This is a genomic window from Nocardia grenadensis (genome assembly GCF_050942415.1).
GTDB lineage: Bacteria > Actinomycetota > Actinomycetes > Mycobacteriales > Mycobacteriaceae > Nocardia > Nocardia grenadensis.
Genome location: NZ_CP192054.1, coordinates 578,394 through 591,468, shown reverse-complemented (window position 1 = coordinate 591,468; position 13,075 = coordinate 578,394). Strand labels below are relative to the sequence as shown.

The following is a 13,075-nucleotide window of genomic DNA, read 5'->3' as shown; positions in this document are numbered from 1 at the left end:
AGTAAGTTCGGTGTATACGGCGACGCGGTCCGATGATTCCGGGGCCAGCCCGGACGACGACAGCAGTTGCGCCGAGGAGTTCGCGACCTGGTTTCGTGCGCTATCGGAGGTGGACCGATGCTGTCCAAGGTTTCGTCCGTGTGGTACGTCGATACCCCCGACCCGCCGGCGGTGCTACGCGCCGATCCCGACCCCGATCCGGACGCGGCGTACGCGCTGGCCCGGCAACTGCATCCCGATCTGGACGTAGAGCCCACCGAATCGGTCCCCCTCGGCGACCTCGACGGCCCGGAAGCCGACGAGGTCTATATCGGCAGCTATCCCGGACTCACTCTGCTGTGCAGTTCCTACGCCGCCCGGGTGCAGCCGACCGCCATCCCGGAGCTGCTGGTGCGGCCGCTCGCCGAAGAGCACACCTATCTGGTGTCGTTCGACCTCGAATACGGCTGGGGCGCGTTCGCGCACTGGGAGCGTGGCGAACTGCGCCGGGCGTTCAGTTCCACCCGGCTCAACATTCTGCAGGACCACGGTCTGCCCCATATCTGGGAGCGACCGCACTGGGCGGGCGAACATCCCATCGCGTGGCGGCTCGGGGAGCTACCCGATCCGCTGGTCCTACCGTTCGATCCCCCCGGTTTCGCCGATACCGCCAATCACGAATGGCTGGGTTTCCGGTACTTCCCCACGGCCAGCGCGGATAGGGAGACCGCGGCCGACGCCGACGCCGCCCGCCCGGTGGATCCCAAGGACATCCGAGTGTGTGGTTTCCGGTTGCGGCCCCGCGGCGATCGCCCCGACGAGCCGGAACCACCGCAGCCGAACAATCGGGTCACGCACGAACGAAAGGGCCTGCTGTCCTGGCTGCGCGGGCACGAAGCCACCGTGGGCGCCGATCAGTAGACCGGTCCCGGTCACACGGAGAACAGCAGGCCGATCCAGGCCAGCGCCACCCCGCTACTCGCGCCGGCCAGCACCCAGCGGGTCACCGGGCGCGCCCGCCAGCGCCACACGGTGGGCGCCACCCCACCGACCGCGACCAGATTCACCGCCAGCGACAGCACGGGGTGCACCCGGGCCAGCGCCGCCCCGAAGGCGAAGACCCCGACGGCGGTCAGCGCGGCCACCAGCACCGCGACCGTGATACCCGCCGCCCACGGGGTGGGTTCATCAGGCCGCCGGCCGGCCCCGGAGCCTCCGAGCACCGGGTTCACGACGCCCGCACCCGCTCGTAGAACGCCATCGCCGCCGCGGTCGCCACATTGAGCGAATCGGTCCCCGCCGACATCGGTATCCGCGCCCGCACATCCGCCGCGGCCATGGCCTCCTCGGTCAGGCCGGGGCCCTCGGCGCCCAGCAGCAGCGCCACCCGGTCGCCGGTGAGCGCGGTGGCCAGCGTCGGAGCCGCCGGGTCCGGGGTCAGGGCCGCCACCTGGAACCCTCGCCGCCGCAGCCGGTCGAGCCCGTCCGGCCACTCCGGTACCCGGGCGAACGGCACCCGCAGCGCATGACCCATGGAAACCCGCACGGACCGACGGTACAGCGGATCCGCGCAGCGATCGCCGAACAGGATCGCGTCTACTCCGAGGCCGGCCGCATTACGGAACATCGACCCCAGGTTCTCGTGGTCGTTCACGCCTTCGAGCACCGCCACTGTGGTGGCAGCGGCGATGATCTCGTCGAAATCGCGTTCGGGCGGGCGGTGCGCCACCGCCAGCACCCCCCTGTTCAGATGGAACCCGACCACCTCGGCCATCACTTCCGCGGAGGCCCGGTAGAACGGCACATCCACCGCCGCGAGTTCGGGCGCGAGTTCCTGCCACCGCTTGTCCACGCCGAGCAGCGCGTGTGGCCGGAAGGGCGAATCCAGCATCCGCCGGACCACCACGGTTCCCTCCGCGATGACCAGACCTTTCCCGCCGGGCCGATCGGGTCTGCGGTCGGCGGCCTTCAGGTCGCGGAAATCGTCCACCCGCGGATCGTCCACACTGTTCACCTCGAGAACCACGGCCACGGCGCCCATCCTGCCAACCCCCACCACCGGCGTTCGGTGGCGGGTGCGCTCGGCGCCGCTTTAGGGCATGCTCGAGATATGAAGCCGATCCAGCTCCTGCTCAATATCCTGTGGCTCGTGCTCGCGGGGTTCTGGATGGCGCTGGGCTATTTCCTGGCCGCCCTGATCTGCTTCGTGCTCATCATCACGATCCCGTTCGGGGTCGCCGCGCTGCGCAACGGCGTCTACATGCTGTGGCCGTTCGGCCGCACCACGGTCGAGAAGCCGGGCGCCGGCGCGGGGGCGCTGCTGGGCAATATCATCTGGTTCGTGGTGGCCGGCTGGTGGCTGGCCCTGGGCCATCTGGGTACCAGCATCGCCCTGGCCTGCACCATCATCGGAATCCCGTTCGCCTGGGCGAATCTCAAACTGATCCCGCTCGCCCTTTTCCCGCTGGGCCGCGAAATCGTCGACAGTGACCGGCCGTTCGCGGCGCGCTGAGGCCACGGCGCACGGTGCCGCGGATGATCTCCGACCCGGGCGGATTCAGGGGCCCCGGTAGGACGCCGCTACCGGTTCACTCCGAATCGGCGACGATCTGGTTCATGATCGTGACCGCCCGTTGCAGGTCTTCGAGCTGATCGGGTTCCAGACCCGCGAGTTGGTCGCTCATCCAGGCCTCCCGGGCGCTGCGTTCATCGGCGAGCAGCGAGTGACCGGCAGTGGAGAGCGAGACGATGATCTGCCGGCCGTCGGTCGGATGCGGGTTGCGCTCCACCAGACCGAGATCGGTGAGCGAGGCGATCACCCGGGTCATCGAGGGAGGCTGGACCCGTTCCTTGGCCGCCAGCGCCCCGGGCGTCATCGCGCCCTCGTTCCCGAGGGTGGCCAGGACCGAAAGCTGGGTCAGCGATATCTGCGATTCCGTCCGCCGCCCCCGTAGATGCCGCGTCAAGCGCACCACCGCCAGCGAGAGGTCGCTGGCCAGCGCCCGCACATCCGAGTGGGTAGTCACAAAGTGAACCATACGTGACACACGTCGGATCGGCGTGCGTACAGCGGTTACGCTGACCGAATGGCCCCGCAGCTCCCGCAGCTCCCCACCTGGCTGACCGACCCCCGGCCGGTCCTCGCCCTCGGGTGCGCGCTGTTCGCCGTCGCGACCGCGGTGGTCTGGCTCAGCGGGCCCCGGTGGGAATCGGCTCGCCCGGTATGCCTGATGGGTTTGGCGGTCGGACTGCTCGGGTACATCATCTTCGCGATACAGCGCCGCGGTGCCCGGCGCGGTGACAAGGGAGCACAGACCGGGTTGTGACGCCGAAGCGCCGCGCTTTCCGGCGGCGGCGGCGATATCGACCAGGCGGCAGCCGGAAGTCGAGCGGGACCCCGGTGATCCGATGCTGCTCGCCGGGAATTGACTGTTCGGGCCTCTCGGGCCAAACTCGCTCAGGTGTCCTCTCGATTGAGCGTCGAAGAACGACGGGCCCACCTTATCGAGGCCGCGATCGGCCTTGCCGAGAAGAAGGGGGTCGCGGGGGTGACCACCCGCGATGTCGCTCAGGCGGCGGGTGTCTCGCTAGGCGTGGTGCACTACTGCTTCGAGAACAAAGACGCGCTGATGACCGAGCTGGTCAAGGCGCTGTCGATGGAACTGCGCGATTCGGTGGACACAGGCGAATCGGTCTGGCAGGAAGCGGGCAGTGGTACTACGGCGCTACGCGATCTGCTGCGCGCGGGTCTGGAACTCATGTGGCTCAATATCGAAGCCACCCCCGAACGTCAGCTGCTCACCTACGAGACCACCACCTACGCCCTGCGCGAGGGCGAACAGACCCCCGCGAAACTGGCGATCGCCCGGGAACAGTACGCCTTCAACGATTCCACCGTCGCCGATATCCTCGACCACGCCCGCGATGCCACGGGGAGTACCTGGACCGTTCCGGTGGCCCAGCTCTCGCGTTTCACGCTCAGCGTGATCGACGGCCTCGTCCTGCGCTGGCTGGTCGACAACGACAGCGACAGCGTACGCACTCAACTCGATCTGCTCGCCGCGGCGCTGGCGGGGCACGCGGAATAGCCTGCTCAGGCGGGCCGGCCCGGACGCTGCACATGGGTGGCCGAACCGTCCCGCCACCACGGCACGGTGACCGTCCGATCAACCGCGCCCGTCAGCCGGATACACAGTTCGTCGTGCAGGATCAGGGGCCCGTCCTGCGCGGGTAGATCGAACAGCCGGCGCAGCACCACACCCAGCGGCTCGCGTGCCCAATCGGTTTCGTGTCCCCGGCCGACGACCTCCGCGTCGACCTGTTCGGAGACCAACGGCAGATCCAGCAGCAGCGCCAGGTCGGCGGCGGTCGCCGGATCGGCGGCCACGAGCCGGTCCGCAGGCACCGCGAGACCGAACCACGGCCGGTCCAGCACCAGGGCGTCGCCGGCATCGATCACCGCTCCGGACAGGGCCCGGACGCGATCGGGCGGGTCGAGCGTGCCGAGCTCCAGCCGCGGCACCGCGGCGCCGAGCCGGGCATGGACCAGCGCGACCACCTCGGGCGCGGGGGTCTTCTCGCTGTCGGCCAGCGCCGCCAGCAGCGCTTCGACGAGATCGCGATCCAAGGTCGCGGGGTCGGCCAGGCAGCCGCGCAGTGCGTCGAGGTCGGCCGCGGACAGGCCGGTGATCGGCAGTTCCGGCAGTAGTCCGGCGAATTCGGTATCCGCCGGATGCCGATAGCCACCCAACGCGATGCTGTCGATCCGGGCATAGTGGCGCAACCACCACGCCGTATACCCGTCCCGGTCACCGAGCAGCGGCCGGGTCCGTTCGGCGGTGAGCAACCGCCACAGCGCCTCCGGCCACGCCGCGTCATCCACCAGATCCAGATCACGCACGGCGACCAGTTCCGCGGGATCCTCGGCGAGCCCGGACCACCAGGTCTCCTCGTCGTCGAGGTGATGGTCGGGACCGGTGGGGTCGGTTTCGGCGACCACCCCGAAATCCCATCCCACACCGATCGCCCGCAGCGCGTCGGCACCGTACTCGGCGACCGTCTCCCGCGCGACGACCCCGAACGGCGAGTCCGGGACCAGAATTTCGATCAAGGGCGCATCGGGGAGCAGTAGTTCGTCGGCCGGACGCACACCACCGGAACTGTCGGGAAGTTCGAGCATGCCGAGCCAGTCCGGCAACTCGGCCGGATCGGCCGCCGCGGCCAAGCGGAGCACCGCCTCGATGGTCTCCGGATCGTCGGGGTGCTCGGTCAATTCCGCCTGTAGGGCGGGATCCGATAGCAGATCCGCGATCCGCGCCCGCTGCGCACCGAGACGCGCCAGCAGCGGATGCGACGCGTCCGGATGCACCAGCCGCGCCCAGTGCACCGGAACCGCCGCGGGCAACGCCTTGAGTTCGTCGTCCAGCACCACCGTCCGCGGTCCCGTCACCGTCCGTCCGTCGGCGAGCGGCACCGCCAGGGCGCCGAGTTCCTCCACTGCCAGCGGGTCGGTGACGAACGGTTCCAGTGCGGAGTAGAGAGCGAACCACCAGGCCGGCGGCCGTTCCAGTCCGGCGGACAGCTCCGCCAGCCGCGCCGGACCGAGCCGGTGCACCTGCAGCGCCGCGAGTGCCTCGGCGTAGCGGGCGCCGGACAGTTCCGGGACCACCAGTGGATCGAGCACACCACCCAGCAACTCGGCCAGTTCGGGGGTGAGATCGGGAAATACGCTCGCCCGCGCGGGTACGGCCACCCGGTCGTCCGCGTCGCCGTTCCGGGGGGACTCGTCGAGTCCGGCATCCGCGGGCGCGGCGACCACCGGTAGCCAGCTACCGGTCCGCAGCTCACGCAGGATCGCCTCGCGTAAGAGCCCGTCGGTCTCGCTGCGCGCGAATCCCGGAGCCGGGACCAGCACGAGCCGGTGCCGCCGGGGCAGCGCGCGGGCGAAATCGGCGTACCCGGCGGCGAGTTCGGCCGAATGATTGCCCGGCAGCACGCGCCGCCGGTCGGGTTGCATCGGGATATCGGCGATGAGTACCGCGGGCAGGGACAACTCTTCGTCCGAACGGGTCGGTGCCCGCAGCACGTCGGGCGCGGCGGGCACCGGGACCCCGTCGCGTAACGGCAGTAGCCAGCGCGCCCGCGCGGTCCGGAACTCCCACCACACCCGTTCGGACCCGGAACCGCCGATCCGCAACTCGCGCACTCCGGCGAACGGCGCATCACGGGTCTCGGCGCGCACCACCTCCTCGCCGATCCGGATCTCGCGCAGCGCCGGCAACTCCAGCAGCAGGTCCGCTGCCTCGGCCCGCATGGACTCCAGCAATGCGACCGGGTCGATCCCGGCACGCAGCGACAGGACGATCTCGGTCTCCGCGCCGACGGCCGGGTCGGCGGCCACCGGCCACGCGAGGCGCAGCACCGGCGGCGCCGGCACGTCCCCATCACCCGGCGCCGAAATGCCGGACGCGCGCAATGCCTCACGGGTCGACTCCCGGGAGAAGCGCAGCGATCCACTGGTGGAGCGGAATTCCAGTTCGTCGGAAACCGTCAGCACCGCGGTGAAACCGACACCGAATCGCCCGGTCTCCCCGCCGCTCCCCGATTTCCCCGATGCCCGCAGGGCCGTCAGCGCGTGCACTCCGGCGATATCCAGCGGCGCGCCGGTATTGGCGATCGAGAGGGTCCGGCCCGTGCACCGTACGGCGATCCGGCCCGGCACCCCCGCTTTCACCGCCGCGTCCGCCGCGTTCTGCGCCAACTCCGTCAGCAGGCGATCGCGGTAACCGGCGCGCACCAGGTCCGCCTCGGTAGCGGCGTCCTCGCGCAGCCGGGTCGGGGAATCGCGCCAGGCAGCCAGCACCGCGGCACGCAGATCGGCGGTGCCGAAGGGATCCGCGGTTCCGGCATCTGTTCCCACGGGCCCGAAGGTATTGCCCACCGCACCGGTCTCACTCACGCGAGCCAGCGTACGTGCCCGAGCGCAGCGGGCTTACCGTGCACAGCCGGGGCAGCGGCCGGCTGGTCAGTGGTCGACCGGTCCGTGGGCCGAGTCGCCGGTCTCCGACGTGGTCTGCTCGCCGGTCTCCCGCCCGGCGGCCGGTACACCGGTCCGGTCCGTGGCGGCGGTTTCCGGTTCCACGGCCGGTTCGGAACCGGACTCCATCGCCGATTCGGTGCCCGAATCGACAACCGGTTCGGCGGCCTCGGCGGCCGGTGGGGGGCCGGACTCGACAACCGGCTCAGCGGCCGATTCGGCAGCCGGTCCGGTGCTCGAATCGGTGATCGGTTCCGCGGCTGCTTCGGTACTCGAATCGCCGGCCGGACCGGGTTCGCTCGTGGCGACCGGACCGGCGGTGGCCTGCGCGGCCGGGTCGTCACCGGCCGGGCTCACGGCCTCGGTAGCGGTCCGGGATTCGGGTGCTGCCGCCTCCGGCCCCGGCCCGCTCACCGGCGGAGCGGCCACGACCGCGTGTCCCGGCACCACCGTGTTCGCCGCGACGTCGGCCTCGGCGGCCGCCTCACTCCCGGATCCGGTCTCCGGCGACTTCGGCGGTACGGCGACCACTTCGATGGCGGCGTCGTCGTAGGCCTGATAGATCGGTGACCCGGCGCCCGTCGGCAGCTGGGTGTCCGAATGCGCGCCGCAGCCGTAGCCCATGTGGACCACATGGCCGTCGGCGCCCATGGCGTTCGCGCAGACGCCGAAACAGGCGCGCAGCGCACCGGCCAGCGGCATATAGAAACCACAGGTCTCGCAGGAGCCGGGTGCTGCCTTGGCCATCTCGGTATCGGGGCCGTACTCGGCGTACCAGCGTTCGGCCGCCTCGGCCCGGCCCTCCCGGCTGAGCACCTGTTTACGGCCCAGACCCACCTCGGGGGCCGTCTCGTCGACCTCGGGGTCGCCGGTAGCGGTATAGCCGGGGACCAGCCGTGGGTCGTCGGCGGGCGGGGCCAGCAGGTCGCCGGGCGCCAGGTCGCCGGGCCGGACGCGCTGGTCCCACGGCACGAACTCCGGCGCGATCAACGCGTCGGGGCCGGGCAGCAGCGCGGACTCGCTCACGGTCACCCGGTCGGTGCCGGGCGCGGCGGCCACCACCACCGCCCACTGCCAGCCGTGGTAGCCGGGCAGTGTGGCCTCGAAACGGTGCGTCGCCGAACATTCGTCCTCGGCCCGGACTCCCAGATGCGCTCCGACCCCGGTCGGTTCCAGGTCCACGAGCGCACTACGAGCCAGGTCGACGGACCCTGCCAGGATCGTCCGCACCTCGGTGTCCGAAACAGATACTGCGCTCACGGTCTACATTTTGCCGTATGAAGCGCACTCGGCGAACCTGGGTCGGTGCCGTGCTGGTCTGCCTGCTCGCCACGGCCGCCTGCCGGAACACCGACGACGCGGTACCGCGCCTGGACATCGAGGTGCTGGCGACCCATCGGCACGACCTGGGCGCGTTCACACAGGGGCTGGAGATCGACGGCGAGGTGCTGTACGAGAGCACCGGGATGGTCGGGTTCTCCGGGGTGCGGACAACCGATCGCGCGACCGGCGCCGAACTCGCCCGCGTCCCTCTCCCGCCGCCTTTCTTCGGCGAGGGGATCACCCTGGCCGGCGACACGCTGTGGCAGCTCACCTGGAAAGAAGGGGTCGCCTTCGCTCGCGACCCGCGGACGCTGGCCGAGAAACGTCAGGTGCGCTACGAGGGCGAGGGCTGGGGCCTGTGCGCCCGCGACGGGCAGTTGGTCATGAGCGACGGATCGGCCGGGCTCACGTTCCGCGATCCGGTGTCCTTCGCGCGGACCGGATCGGTGCGACTGACCACGCACACCGACGCCCGCCTGAACGAACTCGAATGCGCCGAGGACGGTTCGGTCTACGCCAACTCCTGGCCCACCGACGAAATTCTGCGGATCGATCCGGAAACCGGGCGTGTCCTGGCGATCGTCGATGCCGCCGGTTTGCTGCCACCCGCCGAACGCGCGCAGACCGACGTGCTCAACGGAATCGCCCAGATTCCGGGCACCGACCGCTTCCTGCTCACCGGAAAGTACTGGCCCACGGTGTTCGAGGTCCGTTTCGTGCCGGCCTGACGGCGCGACACATCTCACTTTCGGGCCGCTGTGAGCAGGGCGGAGTTTGCCGGGCGCCGCGGTGGGCCAGAATTGATGATGTGCCCACTTCCCGCGAGCCCTCCGGTTCCGATCGCGGTCAGTGGCCCGCCGGCGAGTCTCCGCCACCGCAGCGGCATCCAGGTTTCGACCGCTACCCCCCGCCGAACGTGCCACACCGCAATCGGGAGCCCGACCCCGGCAACCGTCGTCCTACCCCGCCGCCGACCCGCCCGCTGCCCGCTGCCGGGTCCGGCGCGCGGCCGGACGACCATTCGTCCCGGTCGGCGCAGAGTGGTCACCGGAACCCGCCGGTGGAGTCCGGGGACCGTGCGCCGGGGCGAGGGGGTCGCTTCGCTCGCATACTCGGCTCGCTGAGCGGGTCACGCGGGTCGGCGGAACCGCCCGATCCACCGGTGCGGCCGGGGACTGCGGAACCGGGCCCCGGCCGGCGGGCCGAGGAGCCGAACGGCGCGCCGCTCCCGCCCGGGAACAGCCGGCGGCCCGCCGGCGAGCGGGAACGGCCGATCCCGGGTGCTCCCGTCGCGGGCAGCTCCGCTCCGCGGGCCGGTGGTGCCGGACCGGCGGCCGATGCGGGGTCGACCTCGCGCTTCCGACCGGGCCCACCCATGGATCACCGCACCCCCGGGGGCTCGGCTTCCCCGGCCGACCCCGGGGCCCAGCGTGATCCGGGTGGGTCCGGTGCCGCCGGACGACGCCCGCCACCCACCGCGGGCCGCTCCGAGCCCGCGGACCGGCCGGGCCCCGGGGCCGACGCGTGGGACCGCACCGCACCGAACGGCGTGCGCGACAGGCGCACCGCCGCGCATGCCGGCGGTGCGGAGGAACCGCCCGCGACCAAGGAGTACCCGAGCGCGGAAGCCGCCACGGACTACGACGCCGAGGGCCGGCGTGTCCCCCGCAAACTCACCGTCACCCGGGTGGCGGCGATGCGCGGCCGCGAGATCACCGAGAAAGGTATCGCCACCTTCCGGCGGGCGGCCGAGGCCGACGGCGCGGACAAATCCGGATTGACCGCGCTCACCTACGCCACGATGGCGAACTTCGCACTGGACGCCGCCATCGCGGTCGCGCTCGCCAACACCCTGTTCTTCGCCAGTGCGACCGCGGAGAGTAAAACGAAGGTCGCGCTGTATCTGCTGATCACGATCGCCCCGTTCGCGGTCATCGCGCCGCTCATCGGGCCCGCGCTGGACCGCTTGCAGCGCGGCCGGCGACTGGCCCTGGCGAGTTCGTTCGCCGCGCGCGCGGTCGTGGCGGTGGTGCTGATCTTCAGTTTCGACAGCTGGGTGCTGTACCCGCTGGCGCTGTGCATGATGGTGCTCAGCAAATCGTTCGCGGTGCTCAAGAGCGCGGTGACACCCAGAGTGCTGCCGCCCGATATCGATCTGGTGCGCACGAACTCCCGGCTGACCGTATTCGGCCTGGTCGGCGGCACCCTGGGTGCCGGCGGCGTCGCCGCGGCCGTCGCGGCGATCGCGGGTTCGACCGGTGCGTTGATCCTGGCCACCGGTATCGCCGTCGGCGGGGCCTATCTGAGCTGGAAGATCCCGCGCTGGGTGGAGATCACCGAGGGGGAAGTGCCGACCACGCTCGGCTACCACGCCCGCGCCGGGGACACCGAGACCTACGGCGCCGCCGCCGACGACCCGGTACCGGCCCGCAAACGCCGTCAGCCGCTGGGGCGCGCCGTCGTCACCGGGCTGTGGGGTAACGGCAGTATCCGCGTGCTCACCGGATTCCTGACCTTCTACGTCGCGTTCGTGGCCAAGGCGACCGAACACCGGCCGGTACAGCAAGCCGCGATGCTCGGCCTGGTCGGCGCGGCGGCCGCCGTCGGTAATTTCGCGGGTAACGCCGCCGGGGCCCGGCTCCGGCTCGGCCGGCCTTCGCTGATCGTGGTGAACTGCACCATCGGCTGCGCGGCCGTCGCCGTGCTCGCCGTGGTGATGGACAACCTGTTCGGCGCGGCGGTGGCCGCCTTGATCGCCGCCGGGGCGAGCGCCCTGGCCAAGGTGTCGCTCGATGCCGCCATCCAGGACGATCTACCGCCCGAGTCGATCGCCTCCGGATTCGGCCGGTCCGAAACCGTCCTGCAGCTCAGCTGGGTGATCGGCGGCGCCGGCGGAGTCCTGCTGCCGACCGATTACTGGAAGGGTTTCGCGGTGGTCAGTGCGGTACTGGTCGGGGGCCTCGTCCAGACTGTGCTGAGCTACCGCGGGTTCAGTCTGCTGCCCGGTCTCGGCGGTCGCCGACCGCTGCACGCCGAGCAGGAATTCCCGCACTACGACCCCCCACGAGGAGAAGCCGCCCGGTGAGTACGAACAAAGTCCGCACGACCCTCGCGCTGGCCCTGACCGGGATCCTGGTGCTGGTGGCCGCGACCGCCGGCGTGGTCTGGCTGCTGGCCCGGAACGTCGAGCCGAAGGACCCGGAACTCACCGCCTACGCGCACGGCACCACGGTGACGGTGCCGCCGTTCCGCTACTGCACGGTGCGGATGGAGGACTGCCGGCAGGGCGAAACCGTCTATCTCGACGTGCCGGCCGGTAACCCCCTGCAGATCTCGCTGCCGGACGCTCTCGTGGAGAGCCCGTGGGAACTGCTGCCGCTGTACGCCCGCGAGAACGGGGAGATCGTCGAGCGGCCCAGTTCCTACCGGGACCATCCGGCGAATACTCGCGCCCTGACCGTTGCCTCCCGGCCGGAACCGGGGCTGGAGCTGATCGGTGTGGAGTTGCAGGTGATGATCATCGCGATCGATGAGGCCGGCAACGAATTCCCCATCCCACACGCGGTGTGGTCGATCAAAACGGACTGAGACGACAGTGGGCCGGCCGGATGATCCGGCCGGCCCACTACGGCGTCGTGCGCGTCGGGTCAGCGGTCGAGTTCCCGCGCGACCGCGCGCACCACCTCCGAGATCCGCTGCGCGGTCTTGCGATCCGGGTAGCGACCCTTGCGCAGGTCGGGCTGCACCTTCGCCTCGAGCAGCGTGATCATGTCCTCGACCATGCCGTGCAGTTCGTCGGGGCTGTGTTTCCGAGCTATCGGCTCCTTGCGGGCGCCGCGCTCCTGGTTCTGCCGGACCGACGGGGGCGCCTCCACCAGTTTCAGGCTCAGCGCCTGCGGCCCGCGCCGCCCGGCCGCCATCCCGAACTCGACCCGCTGACCGGGCTTGAGCGTCTCGACGCCCTGGGGCAGCGCGGACGAGCGGACATAGACGTCCTCACCCTCGTCCTGGGAAAGGAAGCCGAAGCCCTTTTCCACGTCGTACCACTTCACCTTGCCGGTCGGCACTGCGCTCACCCGTTCGTCTGTTCGGCGCCCGGCCCACCGGGCCCGGGCACGCTCGTCTGCTGAAACCCGCTGTTGGCAGGTCTTTTCCCCTACTCGAAAAACGCGCCCCACAAGCAGCAGGACGCGAGATCGTTTCGAGTCTACCCCGGTGGGTACAGCCCCAGCACATCAGTTTTACGGTCGAGCGGTGACGAATCCTGCCGATCCGCGGCCTTCCGGCCCCCCGTCCGGGCGCACCCCCGGCAACTGGTTACTTCAGCTCGCGCTGGGTCTTTTCGCCCTCGGACTGTTGTCGGTGGTGGCGATCTTCCTCACCCCGATCCTCACCGACGGCGAGCCGGGGCTCTGGTTGTACCTGGGCGCCATGCTGGCTCCCGTCGGCTTTGTCGTGGCGTTGATCTTCGCACTGCGCTCCGGTCGCCGATCCAGGTGACAACTGTCGAATACCCGGCTCATCGAATTCCCAAGCCTGATGTGATGATAATCACATAACGGCATGATAACGGGGCAGCGTGTCTCCCGGCGGATACCTCATGCAGTCCCACTAGCTGCGGAGAGTCGCTGGCGGGCGGTTGTGACCGCTCCGCAACCCATCCGCACACGCCGGTTACCAAATAGTGATTTTTCGGCCGGAACGTCGTACCGTCTACCCCAGCCGGGCACATCCGGC

Annotated in this window: 14 protein-coding genes; 8 read left to right on the top strand and 6 right to left on the bottom strand. The window is 70.5% G+C overall.

The genetic code is table 11. The annotated features are described in order from the left end of the window. The first annotated feature begins 117 nt into the window (after positions 1 to 117). Entirely contained in the window at positions 118 to 900 is a 783-nt protein-coding gene (locus ACQPYS_RS02770; RefSeq protein ID WP_433491606.1) for a DUF6928 family protein, read from the top strand. Positions 901 to 911: 11 nt separating this feature from the next. Here ACQPYS_RS02770 and ACQPYS_RS02765 read toward each other — a convergent pair whose 3' ends face one another. Together ACQPYS_RS02765 and ACQPYS_RS02760 are read right to left on the bottom strand one after the other, a co-directional pair. Beyond that, complete coding sequence (locus ACQPYS_RS02765; RefSeq protein ID WP_245664479.1) at positions 912 to 1,211, bottom strand: DUF2537 domain-containing protein; 300 nt, start codon at positions 1,209 to 1,211, stop codon at positions 912 to 914. Next, positions 1,208 to 2,011 carry a TrmH family RNA methyltransferase gene (locus ACQPYS_RS02760; RefSeq protein ID WP_157107162.1) on the bottom strand — a complete coding sequence of 268 codons (804 nt, stop codon included), beginning with the start codon at positions 2,009 to 2,011 and terminating at the stop codon, positions 1,208 to 1,210. The genes ACQPYS_RS02765 and ACQPYS_RS02760 overlap by 4 nt, the downstream gene beginning before the upstream one ends. Positions 2,012 to 2,089: 78 nt before the next feature. Between ACQPYS_RS02760 and ACQPYS_RS02755 the strand changes: the two genes are divergently transcribed. Next, complete coding sequence (locus ACQPYS_RS02755; protein WP_030522800.1) at positions 2,090 to 2,491, top strand: YccF domain-containing protein; 402 nt, start codon at positions 2,090 to 2,092, stop codon at positions 2,489 to 2,491. Between the two features lie 76 nt (positions 2,492 to 2,567). Here ACQPYS_RS02755 and ACQPYS_RS02750 read toward each other — a convergent pair whose 3' ends face one another. Continuing rightward, positions 2,568 to 3,017: a MarR family winged helix-turn-helix transcriptional regulator gene (locus tag ACQPYS_RS02750; protein ID WP_063035515.1), complete on the bottom strand. Its 450-nt coding sequence runs from the start codon at positions 3,015 to 3,017 to the stop codon at positions 2,568 to 2,570. Positions 3,018 to 3,065: 48 nt separating this feature from the next. Here ACQPYS_RS02750 and ACQPYS_RS02745 point away from each other — a divergent pair, with 48 nt between their 5' ends. Continuing rightward, positions 3,066 to 3,305 carry a DUF2530 domain-containing protein gene (locus tag ACQPYS_RS02745; protein WP_063035514.1) on the top strand — a complete coding sequence of 80 codons (240 nt, stop codon included), beginning with the start codon at positions 3,066 to 3,068 and terminating at the stop codon, positions 3,303 to 3,305. Positions 3,306 to 3,440: 135 nt separating this feature from the next. After that, the gene (locus ACQPYS_RS02740; RefSeq protein ID WP_433491605.1) at positions 3,441 to 4,067 is read left to right on the top strand and encodes a TetR/AcrR family transcriptional regulator; all 627 of its coding nucleotides are present in this window, start codon (positions 3,441 to 3,443) and stop codon (positions 4,065 to 4,067) included. 5 nt (positions 4,068 to 4,072) lie between these two features. Here the strand turns inward: ACQPYS_RS02740 and ACQPYS_RS02735 are convergent, their stop codons facing one another. Both ACQPYS_RS02735 and ACQPYS_RS02730 read right to left on the bottom strand, forming a co-directional pair. Continuing rightward, the gene (locus tag ACQPYS_RS02735; RefSeq protein ID WP_433492955.1) at positions 4,073 to 6,841 is read right to left on the bottom strand and encodes a sacsin N-terminal ATP-binding-like domain-containing protein; all 2,769 of its coding nucleotides are present in this window, start codon (positions 6,839 to 6,841) and stop codon (positions 4,073 to 4,075) included. Between the two features lie 162 nt (positions 6,842 to 7,003). Beyond that, positions 7,004 to 8,275, bottom strand: coding sequence for a DUF3027 domain-containing protein (locus ACQPYS_RS02730; RefSeq protein ID WP_433491604.1), 1,272 nt, complete (start codon positions 8,273 to 8,275; stop codon positions 7,004 to 7,006). A gap of 17 nt (positions 8,276 to 8,292) precedes the next feature. Between ACQPYS_RS02730 and ACQPYS_RS02725 the strand changes: the two genes are divergently transcribed. The 3 genes from ACQPYS_RS02725 (at position 8,293) to ACQPYS_RS02715 (ending at position 11,926) form a co-directional block, all read left to right on the top strand. Then, on the top strand, positions 8,293 to 9,066 hold the full coding sequence (locus tag ACQPYS_RS02725) for a glutaminyl-peptide cyclotransferase (protein ID WP_063035512.1): 774 nt from the start codon (positions 8,293 to 8,295) through the stop codon (positions 9,064 to 9,066). A gap of 647 nt (positions 9,067 to 9,713) precedes the next feature. Beyond that, complete coding sequence (locus ACQPYS_RS02720) at positions 9,714 to 11,423, top strand: MFS transporter (RefSeq protein WP_433491603.1); 1,710 nt, start codon at positions 9,714 to 9,716, stop codon at positions 11,421 to 11,423. Beyond that, positions 11,420 to 11,926, top strand: a complete 507-nt coding sequence (locus ACQPYS_RS02715; protein WP_431941122.1) for a DUF2771 domain-containing protein — start codon at positions 11,420 to 11,422, stop codon at positions 11,924 to 11,926. Before ACQPYS_RS02720 ends, ACQPYS_RS02715 begins: the two co-directional genes overlap by 4 nt. 59 nt (positions 11,927 to 11,985) lie before the next feature. Here the strand turns inward: ACQPYS_RS02715 and ACQPYS_RS02710 are convergent, their stop codons facing one another. Further along, positions 11,986 to 12,405, bottom strand: a complete 420-nt coding sequence (locus tag ACQPYS_RS02710) for a cold-shock protein (protein ID WP_063035510.1) — start codon at positions 12,403 to 12,405, stop codon at positions 11,986 to 11,988. Positions 12,406 to 12,592: 187 nt separating this feature from the next. Here ACQPYS_RS02710 and ACQPYS_RS02705 point away from each other — a divergent pair, with 187 nt between their 5' ends. Continuing rightward, a complete protein-coding gene (locus ACQPYS_RS02705) occupies positions 12,593 to 12,838 on the top strand; it encodes a hypothetical protein (RefSeq protein WP_063035509.1) in 246 nt (81 codons plus the stop codon). The last annotated feature ends 237 nt before the right edge of the window (positions 12,839 to 13,075 follow it).